Genomic DNA, 16,932 nt, shown 5'->3' with positions numbered 1-16,932 from the left:
CGGCCGCCGACGCTGACGGCGACGAGGGCGACAGAATCCGAAGCGCTGGGCGTGCCCGCGGCGGTGCGCGATCGGTCACGGCCGCCGACGGTGACGAGGGCGGCAGGACTCGAAGCGCTGAGCGTGCCCGCGGCGGTGCGCGATCGGTCACGGGCGCCGACGGTGACGAGGGCGGCAGGACTCGAAGCGCTGAGCGAGCCCGTGACGGCGCGCGATCGGCCACACCCCGAAGCGCGGGGAGCGCGCCGCGCGCGGAGCGTCAACGGTTCGAGATGGTGCGGACGGCGCCCCCGGCCGTCGGGGATGGTGATGTCCGCGGGCGAACCGCGCACATCGGCCTCGAGCGGCGAACCCGGGCGGCCGGCCCAAGTAGGGTGGCTTCGGGGGGCGGGACCGCCCGTGCGGACAGGGCGGTGGGCGTGAACAGAGCGTCAGGTGCGAACCGGGCACGAGTGGTGCCATGGGCCGGCCTTGGCTCGCGACCCGCCCTCGACCGGACCGTGCGGGAGCGGGCCGGGATGTCGGATGACGCGGCGGCTGTGCGGCAGGTGGCGGCGTGACCGGGGTGCAGATCGCGTTGACGGTGGCGCTCACCGTCCTCGTGGTCGTTGTCGTGGCGGTGCTCGTGGTGGCGCTGAAGGTCGTACGCCGGCTCGGGGGCGCCGTTCCCGCGGCCGCGCCCGTCGGGGACGACCCCGCGTTCCTGGCCGAGAAGGATCGGCAGGAGCACTCGCTCGCGTCGTTGCGCACGGCGGCCGAGGACGCTACGGCGGCCGTGGATGAGGCGCGGGCGGCGGCGGCCGCGGCGCGCACCGAGGCGGCGGCCGCGAAGGCGGAGGCCAGCGCGGCCCGCTCGGAGGCGCGGCGGATTCTCGACGGGGCCCGGGCCGAGGCCGACTCGCTGCTCGAACGCTCGCACCGGCAGGCCGAGATCGACGCCGAGCAGGCTCGGGCGACCGCGCGGCGGGCCGGGGAGCGCGAGGTCAACCAGCTCACCGCGGTCGCCAAGGAGCAGTCGCAGGACGCCGAGCGCCGGCAGCGCCGGCTCGACGAGCGGGAGCGGCTGCTGGCCGAGGAGGCCGAGCGGCTGGCGGAGCGGGATCGGCGCATTAGTGGTACCGAAGCGGATCTGTTGGAACGCGAAGCGTCCTTCGCCCGGAGGGAGTCCGAGCTCGCCGAGGGCGAGGAGCGGCACCGGGAGGAGCTGGAGCGCATCGCCGGGCTGACCGCCGACGCGGCCCGGATCGAGGTCGTCGAGACGATCGAGGCGCAGGCCAAGCGCGAGGCGGCGCTGCTCGTGCGGGACATCGAGAACGACGCGCGCAACACGGCCGAGCAGCGGGCGCGGCACATCGTCGTCGACGCGATCCAGCGGGTCGCCAGCGAGCAGACCGCCGAGAGCGTGGTCAGCGTGCTGCACCTGCCCAGCGACGAGATGAAGGGCCGGATCATCGGCCGCGAGGGGCGCAACATCCGCGCGTTCGAGTCGACGACCGGGGTGAACCTGATCATCGACGACACGCCGGAGGCCGTGCTGCTGTCGTGCTTCGATCCAGTACGCCGGGAAATCGGACGGCTCACGCTCGAGAAGCTCGTGCTCGACGGGCGGATCCACCCGCACCGCATCGAGGAGGTCTTCGACCAGGCCAAGCACGAGGTGGAGCGGCTGTGCCAGCGTGCCGCCGAGGACGCGCTGGTCGAGGTGGGCATCACCGACCTGCACCCCGAGCTCATGACGCTGCTGGGGCGGCTGCGGTACCGCACGTCGTATGGCCAGAACGTCCTCAAGCACCTCGTCGAGACCGCGCACATCGCCGGGATCATGGCCGCCGAGCTGCGCCTGGACCCTCCGCTCATCAAGCGGTGCGCGTTCCTGCACGACATCGGCAAGGCGCTCACCCACGAGGTGGAGGGCAGCCATGCGCTGATCGGGGCGGACGTCGCCCGCAAGTACGGCGAGCACGAGGACGTCGTCCACGCGATCGAGGCGCACCACAACGAGGTGCTGCCGCAGACCATCGAGGCGGTGCTCACCCAGGCCTCGGACGCGTGCTCCGGCGGGCGCCCGGGGGCGCGGCGGGAGAGCCTCGAGGCGTACGTCAAGCGCCTCGAACGCATCGAAGAGATCGCCGGTGGCAAGTCGGGCGTCGAGAAGGTCTTCGCGATGCAGGCGGGGCGCGAGATCCGGGTCATGGTGCGGCCCGACGACGTCGACGACATCGGGGCGGCGGTGCTGGCCCGCGATGTGGCCAAGCAGATCGAGGAGGAGCTGACCTATCCGGGTCAGATCCGCGTGACGGTCGTGCGCGAGTCCCGGGTCACTGAGATCGCCCGCTGACCCGCGGGCCGCGTTCGCTGCGGCTTCGGCGGCTTCAGCTTCGGGCGCCCGCTCTTTGTGGTCGGGTGGCTCCCGACTCGCGTGCCGCACCGAGTGTGGTGGCTTCGCGGTCTCGCGCGGCGACGGCCCGTGTGCCGCGCCAGCTGCGGCTTCGCGTGGCTCCCGACCCACGTGGCGCGGCGGCCTCCGTAAGCCCCGAGGCCCGAGGCCCACGTTTGCGCAGCCCCAGCCGCCATCACCCGGAAAAATGCTGATAAAGGAGAAAAGTCCGGATCACGAAGTGTCCGGACTTTTCTCTGTCAAGCCGTCACAGCGGCGCGATCGCGGAGTCCCCCACGATGAAGTCCTTCTTGACCTTGTACGCCCAGATCACCGGGTCCGCCCCGTCGAGGTTGCCGCTGCCGTCCCACTTGATCTCACGCCCCGTCGTGGCGCCCTTCGCCTTGTACGTGGCCATGAACTTCAGCATCTCCTCGCGCGTGCCCTTCCCGGCGAGGAAGCCGGCGAGGTAGACCGCCGCCGCGTCGTACGCCTCCGGGCCGTAGAAGCTGGCCTGCGCGCCGAAGGTGCCCTGGTACTTCGAGGCGAAGTCCGCCCCCGCGTCCTTCGACGGCACACACGGGCACGTCACGACCACGCCCTCCGCCTTGCCCTCGGTCTTGGTCACGAAGCTCTGCGTGAACAGCTTGTCCGAGCCGACGATGGGCAGGTCCGCCTTGGCCGCGCGCAGCGCCTTGACGAAGGGGATGCCGTCGGCCGACTGGCCCGCGAAGTACACCGCGTCCGGGCTGGAGTCGGTGACCTGCTTGACCGCCGAGGCGAAGTCGGTGTCGGTCTGGCGGATCGAGACCGACACGCCCGTGGCGCTGCCGAGCACGTTGGACACCTCGGTGCGGCCGATCGTGCCGTAGTCCGAGTCGTCGTACACGATCGCGGTCTTCTTGGCCTTGAGGGTGTTCTTGATGTACGCCGCGCCCGCGCGGGCCTGGTCGGCGTCGGAGCCGATGCCGCGGTGGAACGTGGCCCAGCCCTGCTTGGCGAGGCTCTCGTCCGGCGCGAACGGCGTGATCATCGGCAGCTTGGCCTTCTCCAGGATCGGGCCGGCCGCGAGGATCTCGTTGTCGTAGACGGGGCCGACCACGCCGATCACCTCGGGGTCGTCGACGGCCTGCTGGGCCTTGGTCTTGCTGCCGTCGTCGGTCCCGGTGGTGTCGAACTCCTTGAACTCGACCTTGCAGCCCGCGTGCGCGGCGTTGAAGTCGTCGATGGCGAGCCGGACGCTGTTGCGCATCATCACGCCGTCGTCGGAGTTGTCGCCGCTGGACATCCCCAGGTACGCGATCTTGTGCCCGCACGCCGGGGACGCCGCCGGGGCCACGACCGGGTTCGTCGGGTCGGGGCCGGGGTCGTCCGAGCCGTTGCGGTTGGCCGCCCACACGATCCCGCCGACGATCAGCAGCAGCGCGAGGGTGCCACCACCGACGGCCGCGATCAGCCCTCCGCGTCGTTTCGTCGGCGGTGGTACCGGCGGATAGCCCCCCGGCCACGCCGGAGCGGGGCTCGCCGGGATCGCGGTCACCGGCTGCGGCACCGGAGCCGGACGCACGGGCTGCTGCGGCATCACCGGCTGCGCGGGCGCGGGGAAGCCCACCGGCGGGCGCGGCTGCGGCGACGGCGACACGGGCTGCGGCGGGACAGCCGGCATCGCGCTCGTCTGGATCAGCGGCGGCAGGTGCGGCGTGTTCGAGGGCATGCTGAACCCGGGCGACACCGGCTGCCCCGACACCGGCGCGGCCGACACCGGGGCCGCGGCCACGTCGCCGCTGAGCTCGTGCGGGCGGGTGGCCGACGCCGGGCCGCCCGAGGTCGGCACCGGGGCGCCGGAGATGGGCGAGGTCGCGCCGCCGGCCGCCCCCGCGACCGGGGCCCGCCCCGTCGGCGGGGCCAGGTGCAGGGCGCCCTCGGCGACGACGAGCTCGGGCTGCTCGATCGCGGTCGGGGCCAGCCCGAACGCGCGGTGCAGCAGCGTCGCGGCGAGCGGGATGCGGCTCGAGCCGCCGACCAGGAACACCGCGGAGATGGGCCGGGCGCCGAGCGCCGCCGCGGTGACCGCGATCTGGGTGGCGGTGACGGTGCGGTCCAGGATCGGGCGGGCCAGCTGCTCGAGCTGCTCGCGGCCGATCGGGACGCTCTCGTCGAAGAGGGGCACGTGCACGTACGTGGTCGCGGCCCGGCTCAGCATCTCCTTGGCCAGGCGCGCGTCCTCCCAGAGCTGCCACGCGGCGCGCCGGTCGGTCTCGCTCTCCGGGTTGGTGAGCCGCTGCCAGCGGTCGCCCTCGCGGCCGGCGAAGTTGCGGCCGAGGTAGGCCACGACGGCCGCGTCGACGTCGAGGCCGCCCGCGTCCGGGAGGCCCTCGCTCGCGAGCACGTCGAAGCCCCCGCCCGCGTTGCGGCGCACGACGCTCGCGTCGAACGTGCCGGCGCCGAAGTCGTACACCACCGCGATGCCGCCGACGGGCACGTGGGTGCCGACCGTGCTCACGAAGTACGACGCCGCCGCCACCGGCTCGGAGGACAGCAGCGGCTCGGGGAGCCCCGCGGCGATCGCGGCGCGGGAGAGCGTCTGGCGCCGCTGCGGCGGCCAGGTCGCGGGGTGGGTGATCATCACGTGGGCGGGCTTGGCCCCGGCGACCCGCTCGGCCTCGGTCGCGACCCGCCGCAGGACGCTGGTGACGAGGTCGGCGACGGCCACGTCCCGCTCGCCGAGCCAGACGGTGCCCTCCTCGACGCGGCGCTTCGGGTAGGGCTCGAACCGGTGCGGCTGGAGCCGCGCGGAGTGGACCGCGTCACGCCCCGTCAGGATGCTGCCGTCGGCGTTGACGTACACCGCCGACGGCAGCAGGGGCGAGCCGTCGAAGAGGAGGGGCTTGGTGCGCCCGTCCGGCCAGCGCAGGACCCCGACCGTGGTCGAGGTTCCGAAGTCGATGCCCAACCGGAAGCCAGTGTCCGCCACTCGCGCAGCGTACGCACCGGACGCAACCTTGCCAATCGACCTCAGACCGTCGCTCAGGCGATGCCTCCGGCGCCCGGGTCGTTGCTCAGCGGCACCGGATCGGCCGTCGTCTTTTTGCGGCGCCCGCCGCTGAGCCGCTTCTGCAGCCAGAAGGCGAACCAGGACAGCAGGCCGCAGGTGCCGATGTAGATCGCGGCGACGACCAGGTAGCTGGGCACGTACGGCAGGCCGAAGGGCAGGCGGCCGCCGATCGACTTGCCGACGTACAGCAACTCCGGCAGCTGGATGAGGAAGCCCAGCGCGGTGTCCTTGAGCAGCACGACGACCTGGCTGACGATGGCCGGCAGCATGGCCCGGATCGCCTGCGGCAGCAGGATGGACGTCATCACCTGGGTCTTGCGCATGCCCAGCGCGTACGCGGCCTCCGACTGGCCCCTCGCCACGGCGTTCACGCCGGCCCGGAAGATCTCGGAGAGCACCGCGCCGTTGTAGAGCGTGAGCGCGATCACGAGCGGCCAGAACGGGCCGACCTTGTAGCCGAGCTGGATCGGGCCGTAGTACGCGAAGAAGATGAGCACGAGCAGCGGGATGGCCCGGAACAGCTCGACGACGAACGAGGTCGGGGCGCGGAAGTACAGATGGTCGCTGAGCCGTCCGGACGCCAGCAGGGCACCGAACAGCAGCGCGAGCACGGCCGCGGCGCCGGCGGTCTTGAGCGTGGTCAGGTATCCGTCGAGCAGCTGCTGCTGGATCGCGGCGTACTCGAACTGCTGCCACTTGATCGAGTCGAACTGGCCGGTGTCGTTGAAGCGCAGCACGATGTACACCAGCAGCGCCACGATCCCGATGAGGCTCGCGGCCCCGAGCAGGCGGTTGCGCAGCTTGGCCTTCGGGCCGGGCAGGTCGTAGAGAAGGTTCGTGCTCATCGGGCGACCCCCCAGCGGTTCTCGAGTCGGCGCTGCAGCACGATCAGCGGCAGGACCAGGATCAGGAAGCCGATCATGATCCAGAGGATCGTGTAGATCTGGTTCTCGCCGCGCTCGGAGAGGTACGCCTGGATCGCGCCGGCCTCGGCAACGGAGAAGCCGGCCGCGACCGTCGTGTTCTTCAGCATGGCGTTGAGGACGCTCACCATCGGCGGCACCACGGTGCGGAAGGCCTGCGGCAGCACGATGAGGCTGAGCACCTGGCCGAAGGTCATGCCCAGCGCGCGGGCGGCCTCGGCCTGCCCGACCGGCACCGTGTTGATGCCGGAGCGCAGCGCCTCGCACACGAACGCGCTCGTGTAGGCGGTGAGCGCGATGCAGGCGCTGGGGAAGTAGTCGATGTTGACGTCCAGTTTGGGCACCGCGAACACGAGCAGCGCGAAGACCAGCGTCAGCGGGCAGTTGCGCAGCAGCAGCACGTAGGTCGTGCCGAAGCCGCGCAGGGCGGGCACCGGCGACACGCGCATCGCGGTCAGCAGGGTGCCGAGCACCAGCGAGGCGACCCCGGCGATCAGGAACAGCTGGATCGTGACCCAGAAGTGCTGCCAGATGGTGGTCCAGTTGTCCGTGAGGACATGTAGAAACTCGTTCATCCGCTGCCCATCGGAAATGGATCGGAGGGGGGACCAATGCGGGAACGCCGCCCCGAGTGGGGCGGCGTCCCGGTCAGTGGGGTCAGTACTTCTCGAGCGGCGGAATCGTCGCGGACGAGCCGGACTTGCCCAGCGTGCCGTCGTAGATCTTCTGCCAGGTGCCGTCCTGCTCCGCGGCCTCCAGCGAGGCGTTGACGAAGTCGCGCAGCGCCTTGTCGTCGTGCGGCAGGCCGATGCCGTACTTCTCCGGGTACGCCTTGCCCGTCGCCGGGTCGGTGAACGGCTTGCCGACGACCTTGAGCATGCTCGGGTTCTGCGCCGCGTAGCCCTTGAGGATCGCGTCGTCGGTGGTGACCGCGTCGACCTTCTTGTCGATCAGCTGCGACACGCACTCCGAGTAGGTCTTGAACTCGACGATGTTGCTGTCCTCGGTGAGCTTCTGGTCGCGCACCCGCTGGATCGGCGTCGAGCCGGTGGCGGAGCAGACCTTCTTGCCCTTGAGCGACTCCGAGCCGGTGATGGACGTGTCGTCCTTGCGCACCAGCAGGTCCTGCGCGGCGATGAAGTACGGGCCGGCGAAGGAGACGTCGGCCTTGCGCTTGTCGGTGATCGAGTAGGTGCCGACGTAGTAGTCGACCTCGCCACCCTTGATCGACGTCTCGCGGTTCGCGGACGCGACCTCCTTGTACTCGATCTTCGCCGGGTCGATGCCGAGCTTCGACGCGATCAGCTGGGCGATCTCGATGTCGAAGCCGCAGCGCTTGCCCGAGGCGTCCTTGTAGCCGAGGTTCGGCTGGTCGAACTTGACGCCGACGACGACCTTGCCGGCCGTCTTGATCTTCGCGAAGGTCGGGCTGCCCGCGATGTCGACGCCCGAGGCGGGCGTGAGCGAGACGCCGGACGACGTGCAGGCGTCGCTCGCCGCCTGGGGGGCGCCGGACTGGCCCGCCGGGGTCTCCGGGGTGGGCGTGCCCTCCTTGCCGCAGGCGGCAAGGCCGAGCGAAAGCGTGGCGACGGCGGCGATGGCCGCGATGCGCGTGATTCGCATGTGCTTGTTTGCTCCTTCCGTATACCTCAAGGCCGTCCGGCGAGCCGGGCGGCCGCGTGGCGCACCGGGGGTGGTGCGCCGTCTCTCGTGTTCCGAGGTGGTGTGCGTGAACGTCAGTGCGTGAGGATCTTCGAGAGGAAGTCCTTGGCCCGGTCGGTGCGCGGGTTGGCGAAGAAGTCCGCCGGCGTCGCCTCCTCGACCAGCTGCCCGTCGGCCATGAACACGACGCGGTTGGCCGCGTGCCGGGCGAAGCCCATCTCGTGGGTGACGACGACCATCGTCATGCCCTCGCGGGCCAGGCCGGTCATCACCTCGAGCACCTCGCCGACCATCTCCGGGTCGAGCGCGCTCGTCGGCTCGTCGAACAGCATCGCCTTGGGCTGCATGGCCAGGGCGCGCGCGATCGCGGCGCGCTGCTGCTGGCCGCCGGAGAGCTGGGCCGGATACTTCTCGGCCTGCGCGGCGATGCCGACCCGCTGCAGCAGGCTCATCGCCCGCTCGCGGACCACGGCCGGCTTCTCCTTGCGGACCTTCACCGGGCCGAGCATCACGTTCTCGAGGATCGTCTTGTGCGCGAAGAGGTTGAACGACTGGAAGACCATGCCGACCTCGCTGCGCAGCCGGGCGAGGGGCTTGCCCTCGGCGGGCAGGCTGGTGCCGTCGAACACGATCTCGCCGTTGTTGATGGGCTCGAGCCGGTTGATCGCGCGGCAGAGCGTCGACTTGCCCGAGCCCGAGGGGCCGACCACCACGACGACCTCGCCCCGCCCGATCGACAGGTTGATGTCCTTCAACACGTGCAGCTCGCCGAACCACTTGTTCACGCCACTGAGCACGATCAAAGGCTCGTCCGTCATGTCCCTGCCCCACTGGAATAGCGACGCTTGTCTTCCTGTCTGGTGCGACTGACGTTAGCGGGGCAAAGGCCCTTGATCCGCGACACAGTGGTCACGGGGCGATAACGACGTCCGAATTGCGCGTCCGTGTCCCTGACAGCTTCCTGTCGCTCGGTTTCCTGTCGCGCTCGATTTCCTGTCGCTCGGTTTGATCACCGGGAGCAACCCGGCGATGCTGATGTCATGCGCATCCTCGTGACCAACGACGACGGCATCGACAGCCCCGGCCTGCTCACGCTCGCCGAGTGGGTGGCGCGCGCCGGGCACGAGACGGTGGTCGCCGCGCCGGCCGAGGAGTCCTCCGGCTCCAGCGCGGCCCTGCTCGCGGTCGACGAGGGCGGGCGCATTCAGATGCGGGACCGGGGCATCGACGGTACCGCCGCCGCTTTCGCGGTTTCGGCGACGCCGGCGTTCATCGTCCTGCTGGCCACGCGCGGTGCCTTCGGGCCGCCACCCGATGTTGTGCTGTCCGGCGTCAACCGGGGGCCCAACACCGGTGCCGCGGTGCTGCACTCCGGCACCGTCGGGGCCGCGCTCACGGCCGTGGCCAACGGCTGCCCGGCCCTGGCGGTCTCGCTCGACGTGGCCCCCGACGCCGAGCAGGCCAACTGGGACACCGCGGCCGAGGTCGCCGTCGGCCTGCTGCCGCTGCTCACCGGGGTGTTCGCGCTCAACGTCAACGTGCCCGACGTCGAGGCCGGGGCGCTGCGCGGCATTCGCCGGGCGCACCTGTCCGAGTTCGGGATGGTGCAGATGACCTTGCGCGACCAGGGCGAGGGGTTCGTGCGGATGTCCCTCGAGCAGGTGGGGGAGGTGCCCGAGCCGGGCAGCGACGACGGGTGGCTGCTGGACGGGTACGCCGCGGTCACGCCGCTCTTCCCGCCCGGCGAGGCCGCGGACGTGGAGCTGCCCGGGCTCGTGGATACGGCCGGTGAGCACATCGGGGGCTAGTATTTCCTTCGCCATGACTGAGACCCGTACCTTCCGCGTGATCACCTACGGCTGCCAGATGAACGCGCACGACTCCGAGCGCATCTCCGGGCTGCTGGAGGAGGCCGGCTACGTGCCGGCGGCCGGCGACGGCGAGCCCGACGTCGTCGTGTTCAACACGTGCGCGGTGCGGGAGAACGCGGACAACCGGCTCTACGGCAACCTCGGCCACCTGCGCCCCACGAAGCTCGCGCACCCCGGCATGCAGATCGCCGTCGGCGGCTGCCTGGCGCAGAAGGACCGCGGCGACATCGTGAAGAAGGCGCCCTGGGTGGACGTCGTCTTCGGCACCCACAACATCGGCTCGCTGCCGGTGCTGCTCGAGCGCGCCCGGCACAACGCCGCCGCCGAGGTCGAGATCCTCGAGTCGCTCGAGGTCTTCCCGTCGACGCTGCCGACCCGCCGCGAGTCGACCTACGCGGGCTGGGTCTCCATCTCCGTCGGCTGCAACAACACCTGCACGTTCTGCATCGTGCCCGCGCTGCGCGGCCGCGAGAAGGACCGCCGCCCCGGCGACGTGCTGGCCGAGGTCGAGGCGCTGGCGGCCGAGGGTGTGCTGGAGGTGACGCTGCTCGGCCAGAACGTGAACTCGTACGGGGTCGAGTTCGGCGACCGGTATGCCTTCGGCAAGCTCCTGCGCGCGTGCGGCTCGGTCGAGGGCCTGGAGCGGGTGCGGTTCACCAGCCCGCACCCGAAGGACTTCACCGACGACGTGATCGCGGCCATGGCCGAGACGCCGAACGTGTGCCACTCGCTGCACATGCCGCTGCAGTCGGGGTCGGACACCGTGCTGCGGGCCATGCGCCGGTCCTACCGGGCCGAGAAGTATCTGGGCATCATCGAGAAGGTCCGCGCCGCGATGCCCGACGCCGCCATCACGACCGACATCATCGTGGGCTTCCCCGGCGAGACGGACGCGGACTTCGAGCAGACGCTCGACGTGGTGCGCGAGGCCCGCTACTCCAGCGCGTTCACCTTCCAGTACTCCAAGCGTCCCGGCACCCCCGCGGCCTCGATGGACCTGCAGGTGCCGAAGGCCGTGGTGCAGGAGCGCTACGACCGGCTGATCGCCGTGCTGGAGGAGATCAGCTGGGCCGAGAACAAGCGCCTGGTCGGCTCGACGCTCGAGGTGCTGGCCGCCGTCGGCGAGGGGCGCAAGGACAACGCGACCGGCCGCCTTTCGGGCCGCGCGCGGGACGGCCGCCTGGTGCACTTCGCCGCCGATCCCGACGCCGGGATCCGGCCGGGCGACATCGTGCACACGACGGTGACGTATGCGGCGCCCCACCACCTCAACGCCGACGGCCCTCTGGTCTCGCACCGCCGCACGCGGGCCGGCGACGCCTGGGAGTCGGGCCGGGTGACGCGCACGCCGGGCGTGGCCCTGGGCATGCCGACGATCGGCGCCCCGCCGCCGCAGCCGGCGGCCGCGACCCACTGCTGAGCCGTTCCCGGCGCCGGGCGTTGGCCTCGGCGCAGCGTGACCTGGGCAGAAAAGCGTTGACCACTACACGCACGCGGCGTGTAGTGGTCAACTTTCTATGTCGGACGGGGCGCTGCCCGTCACCGGAGAAGTCCGTCAGCCGGTGTGCTCCGCCATGGCCAGGAACTTGCGCTTCGACTCGAGCGCCTTCTCGGCCTCCTTGATGCGCCGCTGGTCGCCGGCGGCCTGGGCACTCGCCAGCTGCTGCTCCGCCCGCGCCACCTGCTCGCGCATCTGGGCGAGCAGCGGGCTGGCCTCGGGCGGGGTGCGCCGCCACGCCGCGTCCATCGCGACCTTGACCTTGTCCTCGACGGCGCGGAGGCGGCGGTCCAGGCCGGCCTGCGACTCGCGGGGCACACGGCCGGCGTCGTGCCAGTTGCCCTGGATCTCGCGCAGCTTGTTCTGCGCGCCCTTCGGGTCGCCGTCGATGTCGAGGGCCTCGGCCTGGGCCAGGAGCTCCTGCTTGCGCTCGAGGTTGCCCTTGAACTCCGCGTCCCGCGCCGAGAATACCTCGCTGCGCCGCTTGAAGAAGGCGTCCTGAGCGGCCCGGAAGCGCTCCCAGAGCTTCTGCTCCGTGTCCTTCGCGGCGCGCGGGGCGGCCTTCCACTCGGTCATGAGGTCCTTGAGCCGGGCCGCCGTCGCGTTCCACTCGGTGGACTCGGACAGGCTCTCGGCCTCGACGACGAGCTCCTCCTTGCGGCCCTGGGCCTGCTTGCGGGAGGCGTCCAGGGTGGCGAAGTGGGCCCCGCGGCGGCGGGTGAAGGCGTCGCGAGCGGCGGCGTAGCGCTTCCAGAGCTCGCTCTCGGCCTTCTTCTCGACGCCGTGGATCGACTTCCACTCGTCGAGGATCTCCTTGAGCCGGTCGCCGGCCGTCTTCCAGCCGGTGGCGTCGGCCGCGATGGCCTCGGCCTCCTCGACCAGGGCGGTCTTGCGGGCGAGCGACTCGGCCCGGGCCGCGTCGCGGGCGGCCCGCGCGGCTCCGGCCTTCTCCTCGGCGATCGTCGTGAGCTTGTCCAGCCGAGCGGCGAGCCCGTCGATGTCGCCGACGACGTGGGCCTCGTCGAGGCCGCTGCGCAGGCGCCGGATGGTGGACAGGGACTGGCCGGCGTCGGCGGCGCCGCTGCCGAGCCTCGCCTCGATCAGGTCGACCTCGGTCACCAGGTCGGCGAACCGGCGGGCGAAGTGGGCCAGGCCCTCCTCGGGTGTCCCGGCCTGCCAGGACCCGATGGGGCGCTCACCGGCGGCCGTCTTCACGAAGACATTGCCGTCGGTGTCGATCCGTCCAAACTCCGTAGGGTCGCTCATCTGCCCATCCTCGCTCCCGGCGCCCGTAGGATCGGGTATCCCACCGTCACGCCGCCATCGCACAGCAAAGTTCCCCAGGGCATTCTCACAGGTGTGCCCCGGGGCCGGTCGAGGGCCTGCGGCCGAACCGTGACCATTCCGGTGCCATTCACAGGCCGCACGGTTGCGCAGAGACCGTCCCCGATAACGTTAAGCCGTGTCACTCGTCGCCGCCGCGGTCTGCCCACATCCGCCACTGCTCGTGCCGGACCTGGCCGCCGGGGCCGCGTCCGAGCTCGACGACCTGCGGGCGGCCTGCCGCGCCGCGGTGGCGCACCTGGCGGATGCCTTGATCGACTCGCTCATCGTTCTCGGTTCTGATACCACGACGGTACGCCGTGCGGCCCCGTTCGGGGGGACCCTATCCCCGTGGGGCATCGACCGGCCCATCGGCGACCCGTCGGGCGAGCCCCTGCCTCTCAGCCTGCTCATCGGTGCCTACCTGATGCCGGGCGCCGGAAACTTCCAATCCGTCGCCGCCGACGCCGCACCCGGCGAGTGCGCACGCCTCGGCCGCAGCCTCGCCGGCGAGGCCGAGCGCGTCGGGCTCCTGGTGCTCGGCGACGGCTCGGCCTGCCGTACGGACAAGGCACCCGGCTTCTTCGACCCGCGCGCGGAGGCCTTCGACGCGACCGTCGCCGCCGCCCTCGCCGGGGCCGATGCCGCCGCGCTCGCCGCGCTCGACCCGGCCCTGGCCGCCGAGCTGCTCGTCGCCGGCCGCGCGCCGTGGCAGGTCCTGGCCGGCGCGGCCGAGGGTGAGATGCGCGGGGAGTTGCTGTACGACTCCGCTCCGTACGGTGTCGCCTACTTCGTGGCCACGTGGGCGGCATGAGGCCGGTCATCGCGATCGTCGGGCCGACGGCCGCGGGCAAGTCCGCGCTGAGCCTGCGGCTCGCGGAGGAGCTCGGCGGCGAGGTCGTCAACGCCGACTCCATGCAGCTGTACCGCGGCATGGACATCGGCACCGCCAAGCTCACCGAGGCCGAGCGGGCCGGCGTCCCGCACCACGTCCTGGACATCTGGGACGTCACCGAGCCCGCCAGCGTGGCCGTCTACCAGGGGCTCGCCCGCGCCGCCATCGACGACATCGCCGCCCGCGGCCGCGTCCCGCTGCTCGTCGGCGGCTCGGGCCTCTATGTGCGGGCCGTGCTCGAGGACTTCGACTTCCCGGGCACCGACCCCGAGCTGCGCGCCGAGCTCGAGCGGGAGCTGGACGAGCACGGGCCCGCGCCGCTGTACGCCCGGCTGCAGGCCGCCGACCCGGTCGCGGCCGGGCGCATCCTGCCCAGCAACGGGCGGCGCATCGTGCGCGCCCTGGAGGTGAACGCGCTCACCGGCACCGCCTTCACCGCGCAGCTGCCGCAGCCCCGCCCGGTGTACGACGCCATCCAGCTCGGCGTCGACGTCGACACGGCGGTGCTGGACGCGCGGATCGACGCGCGGGTCGAGCACATGTGGGCGCTCGGCTTCGTGGCGGAGGTCCGCGGCCTGCTCGACCAGGGGCTGCGGGAGGGGCGCACGGCGAGCGGCGCCCTGGGGTACCGCCAGATCATGAACCTGCTCGACGGGCTCTGCGGCCCCGAGGAGGCCCGCGCGGAGACGGCCCGCGCCACCCGGCGCTTCGTGCGGCGGCAGCGCTCCTGGTTCCGCCGCGACGAGCGGATCATCTGGCTCGACGGCACGGCGGCCGACATCACGGGGGCGGCCCTGCGCGCCGTGCGGCAAGATTGACGCCATGCGCTTCGCGAAAGGCCACGGCACGGGCAACGACTTCGTCATCCTGCCCGACCTCGACGGCACCCTGCCCCTGACCCCGGCCCTCGTCGCCGCTCTGTGCGACCGGCGCCGCGGCATCGGCGCCGACGGCGTCCTGCGGGTCGTGCGCAGCGCCGCCCACCCGGACGCGGAGGCGTCCTCGGCGGGCGCCGAGTGGTTCATGGACTACTGGAACGCCGACGGCTCGCAGTCGGAGATGTGCGGCAACGGGGTCCGCGTCTACGCGCGCTACCTCGCCGAGGCCGGCCTGGTCGCCCCCGAGGGCACGTTCGACCTGGTGACCCGGGCCGGTGTCGTGCCGGTCACCATGGGCGAGGAGATCACGGCCGGCATGCCGGTGCCGCGGGTGTACGTCCAGAGTGAGGCCGTCACGACCGGCGCGAGCTTCGGCGGCACCGCGGTCGACGTCGGCAACCCGCACCTCGTGTGCCCCGTGGACGAGCCGACCCTGGACGGGCTCGACCTGACCCGGGCGCCCGTGATCGACCCGCTGATCTTCCCGGCCGGGGTGAACGTCGAGTTCGCCGCGGTGGGCCCGGCCCCGGCCGGCGCCGACCTCTACCGCCGGATGCGCGTCTACGAGCGCGGCTCCGGCGAGACCCAGTCCTGCGGCTCGGGCGCGTGCGCGGTCGCCGCGGTCGCGGTGCACCACGCCGGGCTCGAGTCCGGCACCGTGGTCGTCGACGTGCTCGGCGGCCGGCTCACCGTGACCGTGTCGCCGCTGGAGTGCCTGCTGCGGGGGCCTGCGGTCATCGTCGCGCACGGCGACGTCGACGCGCAGGCCGTCCGGCAGCTGGCGCCCACCTACTCCTGAGCCGGATGCCCCCCGTCGGGGGTCGAGTCCAGCGCGGGGCCCTTCGCCGCGGCCCGCACGGCCGCGGCGACCGCGGGGGAGACCCGCGAGTCGAACACGCTCGGCACGATGACCGTCGGGTTGAGCTTGTCCTCGCCGACCGTGTCCGCGATCGCCTGCGCGGCCGCGAGGGCCATCGCGTCGGTGAACTCGCGGGCCTGGGCGTCGAGCATGCCCCGGAACACGCCGGGGAACGCGAGCACGTTGTTGATCTGGTTCGGCTGGTCGGAGCGGCCGGTGGCGACGATCGCGGCGTGCTCGCGGGCCGCCCGCGGGTCGACCTCGGGGTCGGGGTTGGCCAGCGCGAAGACGATCGAGTCCTTGGCCATCGTGGCGATGTCGTCGCCGGTGAGCAGGTTCGGCGCGCTCACCCCGATGAACACGTCGGCGCCGCGCAGGGCCCCGCGCAGGTCACCCGCGTAGTTCTCCCGGTTGGTGTGCTCGGCGAGCCACTGCCACGCGCCCGACAGGCCGGTCATGCCGCGGTGCAGGGCACCGGGCCGGTCGGTCGCGATCACGTCGCCGACGCCCTGGCGGAGCAGGAGCTTCATGATGGCGGTACCGGCGGCGCCCGCCCCGCTCACCACGACCTTCACCTGGCCGATCGGCTTGCCCACCACGCGCAGCGCGTTCGTCAGCGCGGCCAGCACGCAGATGGCCGTGCCGTGCTGGTCGTCGTGGAAGACGGGGATGTCGAGCTGCTCGCGGAGCCGCTCCTCGATCTCGAAACAGCGCGGGGCGGCGATGTCCTCGAGGTTGATCCCGCCGTAGGCGGGGGCGATCGCCTTCACGATGGCGATGATCTCGTCGGTGTTCTGGGTGTCGAGCACGACCGGCCAGGCGTCGACCCCGCCGAAGCGCTTGAACAGCGCGGCCTTGCCCTCCATGACCGGCATCGCCGCATAGGGCCCGATGTTGCCGAGGCCGAGCACGGCCGAGCCGTCGGTGACCACGGCGACGGTGTTGCGCTTGATCGTGAGGCGGCGCGCGTCCTCGGGGTTCTCCGCGATGGCCAGGCACACCCGGGCGACCCCGGGGGTGTAGGCGCGGGAGAGCTCGTCGCGGTTGCGCAGCGCGACCTTGGGCGCGACCTCGATCTTGCCGCCCAGGTGCAGCAGGAACGTGCGGTCGGAGACCTTGCGCACGTCGACCCCGTCGAGCTTCTCGAGGTCGGCCACGACCTGTTCGGCGTGGGCGGAGTCGGCGGTGTCGCAGGTGAGGTCGACGACCACGTTGGCGCTGTCGGAGTCGACGACGTCCACGGCGGTGACGATCCCGCCCGACTCGCCGACCGAGGTGGTCAGGCGGCCGATGGCGGAGGCGTCGGCGATCACGGAGACACGGACGGTGATGGAGAACCCGGCGCTGGGTAATCTGTGTGTGGCTGGTGTCACCGGTCCATTCTCACCCTCCGCATCGCCCGGCGTTCGCACCGGGTGCGGATATCAAGTGCCGTCTTGCCCCCGCAGGTGTCACGATTGACGGGTCGATTGCCAGATCATCGAGGAGAGTTTGCTTTGCGCGCACGAACGAGCTTTTCCGCAGACGCCTACGACGCGGACGCCGAGGAGTTCGAGGACTTCGTTGACGACGGCGATCTCGAACTCGAGGA

General features: G+C 71.9%; 13 protein-coding genes. 6 read left to right on the top strand and 7 right to left on the bottom strand.

Annotated features, from left to right (window positions below; genetic code table 11):
* Window positions 1-556 precede the first annotated feature (556 nt).
* Window positions 557-2,338 (top strand): ribonuclease Y, encoded by a 1,782-nt coding sequence (rny, locus tag AC6JBM_RS35725; RefSeq protein ID WP_497978362.1) that lies wholly within the window; start codon window positions 557-559, stop codon window positions 2,336-2,338.
* Between the two features lie 307 nt (window positions 2,339-2,645).
* Here rny and AC6JBM_RS35720 read toward each other — a convergent pair whose 3' ends face one another.
* The 5 genes from AC6JBM_RS35720 to AC6JBM_RS35700 all read right to left on the bottom strand — a co-directional run bounded on the left by AC6JBM_RS35720 (window position 2,646) and on the right by AC6JBM_RS35700 (window position 8,835).
* On the bottom strand, window positions 2,646-5,351 hold the full coding sequence (locus AC6JBM_RS35720; protein WP_497978361.1) for an ABC transporter substrate-binding protein: 2,706 nt from the start codon (window positions 5,349-5,351) through the stop codon (window positions 2,646-2,648).
* A gap of 53 nt (window positions 5,352-5,404) precedes the next feature.
* Entirely contained in the window at window positions 5,405-6,277 is an 873-nt protein-coding gene (locus AC6JBM_RS35715; RefSeq protein WP_497978360.1) for an amino acid ABC transporter permease, read from the bottom strand.
* Entirely contained in the window at window positions 6,274-6,930 is a 657-nt protein-coding gene (locus AC6JBM_RS35710; RefSeq protein WP_433084487.1) for an amino acid ABC transporter permease, read from the bottom strand. The genes AC6JBM_RS35715 and AC6JBM_RS35710 overlap by 4 nt, the downstream gene beginning before the upstream one ends.
* An 82-nt stretch (window positions 6,931-7,012) precedes the next feature.
* Entirely contained in the window at window positions 7,013-7,978 is a 966-nt protein-coding gene (locus AC6JBM_RS35705) for a glutamate ABC transporter substrate-binding protein (protein WP_497978359.1), read from the bottom strand.
* Between the two features lie 113 nt (window positions 7,979-8,091).
* Window positions 8,092-8,835, bottom strand: a complete 744-nt coding sequence (locus AC6JBM_RS35700) for an amino acid ABC transporter ATP-binding protein (RefSeq protein ID WP_497978358.1) — start codon at window positions 8,833-8,835, stop codon at window positions 8,092-8,094.
* Between the two features lie 222 nt (window positions 8,836-9,057).
* On the opposite strand from AC6JBM_RS35700, the gene surE reads away from it, so the two are divergent.
* Window positions 9,058-9,825 carry a 5'/3'-nucleotidase SurE gene (gene surE, locus AC6JBM_RS35695; RefSeq protein ID WP_497978357.1) on the top strand — a complete coding sequence of 256 codons (768 nt, stop codon included), beginning with the start codon at window positions 9,058-9,060 and terminating at the stop codon, window positions 9,823-9,825.
* A 13-nt stretch (window positions 9,826-9,838) separates the two neighbouring features.
* Window positions 9,839-11,308, top strand: coding sequence for a tRNA (N6-isopentenyl adenosine(37)-C2)-methylthiotransferase MiaB (miaB, locus tag AC6JBM_RS35690; RefSeq protein WP_350622037.1), 1,470 nt, complete (start codon window positions 9,839-9,841; stop codon window positions 11,306-11,308).
* Between the two features lie 135 nt (window positions 11,309-11,443).
* On the opposite strand, the gene AC6JBM_RS35685 is transcribed toward miaB, so the two are convergent.
* Window positions 11,444-12,652 (bottom strand): DUF349 domain-containing protein, encoded by a 1,209-nt coding sequence (locus AC6JBM_RS35685; protein WP_497978356.1) that lies wholly within the window; start codon window positions 12,650-12,652, stop codon window positions 11,444-11,446.
* A 196-nt stretch (window positions 12,653-12,848) separates the two neighbouring features.
* Here AC6JBM_RS35685 and AC6JBM_RS35680 point away from each other — a divergent pair, with 196 nt between their 5' ends.
* The 3 genes from AC6JBM_RS35680 to dapF are packed head-to-tail and all read left to right on the top strand — an operon-like array spanning window position 12,849 to window position 15,281.
* A complete protein-coding gene (locus tag AC6JBM_RS35680; protein ID WP_497978355.1) occupies window positions 12,849-13,523 on the top strand; it encodes a class III extradiol ring-cleavage dioxygenase family protein in 675 nt (224 codons plus the stop codon).
* Entirely contained in the window at window positions 13,520-14,422 is a 903-nt protein-coding gene (gene miaA / locus AC6JBM_RS35675) for a tRNA (adenosine(37)-N6)-dimethylallyltransferase MiaA (protein ID WP_497978354.1), read from the top strand. The genes AC6JBM_RS35680 and miaA overlap by 4 nt, the downstream gene beginning before the upstream one ends.
* Window positions 14,423-14,426: 4 nt before the next feature.
* A complete protein-coding gene (gene dapF, locus AC6JBM_RS35670; RefSeq protein WP_497978353.1) occupies window positions 14,427-15,281 on the top strand; it encodes a diaminopimelate epimerase in 855 nt (284 codons plus the stop codon).
* Here the strand turns inward: dapF and AC6JBM_RS35665 are convergent.
* The gene (locus AC6JBM_RS35665) at window positions 15,272-16,714 is read right to left on the bottom strand and encodes an NAD-dependent malic enzyme (RefSeq protein ID WP_497978352.1); all 1,443 of its coding nucleotides are present in this window, start codon (window positions 16,712-16,714) and stop codon (window positions 15,272-15,274) included. The two genes, dapF and AC6JBM_RS35665, sit on opposite strands and share 10 nt — an antisense overlap.
* Window positions 16,715-16,932: the final 218 nt, after the last annotated feature.

The organism is Dactylosporangium thailandense (assembly GCF_059739745.1).
The sequence above is the reverse complement of the archived record's forward strand: the minus strand, read 5'-3'. Positions and strand labels throughout refer to the sequence as shown.

What these genes read in the sequence shown, in the direction of transcription:
- AC6JBM_RS35710 (WP_433084487.1), bottom strand. Translation starts at nt 6,930, where the DNA reads ATGAACGAGTTTCTACATGTCCTCACGGACAACTGGACCACCATCTGG.
- AC6JBM_RS35705 (WP_497978359.1), bottom strand. Translation starts at nt 7,978, where the DNA reads ATGCGAATCACGCGCATCGCGGCCATCGCCGCCGTCGCCACGCTTTCG.
- AC6JBM_RS35700 (WP_497978358.1), bottom strand. Translation starts at nt 8,835, where the DNA reads ATGACGGACGAGCCTTTGATCGTGCTCAGTGGCGTGAACAAGTGGTTC.
- miaB (WP_350622037.1), top strand. Translation starts at nt 9,839, where the DNA reads ATGACTGAGACCCGTACCTTCCGCGTGATCACCTACGGCTGCCAGATG.
- AC6JBM_RS35685 (WP_497978356.1), bottom strand. Translation starts at nt 12,652, where the DNA reads ATGAGCGACCCTACGGAGTTTGGACGGATCGACACCGACGGCAATGTC.
- surE (WP_497978357.1), top strand. Translation starts at nt 9,058, where the DNA reads ATGCGCATCCTCGTGACCAACGACGACGGCATCGACAGCCCCGGCCTG.
- AC6JBM_RS35715 (WP_497978360.1), bottom strand. Translation starts at nt 6,277, where the DNA reads ATGAGCACGAACCTTCTCTACGACCTGCCCGGCCCGAAGGCCAAGCTG.
- dapF (WP_497978353.1), top strand. Translation starts at nt 14,427, where the DNA reads ATGCGCTTCGCGAAAGGCCACGGCACGGGCAACGACTTCGTCATCCTG.
- miaA (WP_497978354.1), top strand. Translation starts at nt 13,520, where the DNA reads ATGAGGCCGGTCATCGCGATCGTCGGGCCGACGGCCGCGGGCAAGTCC.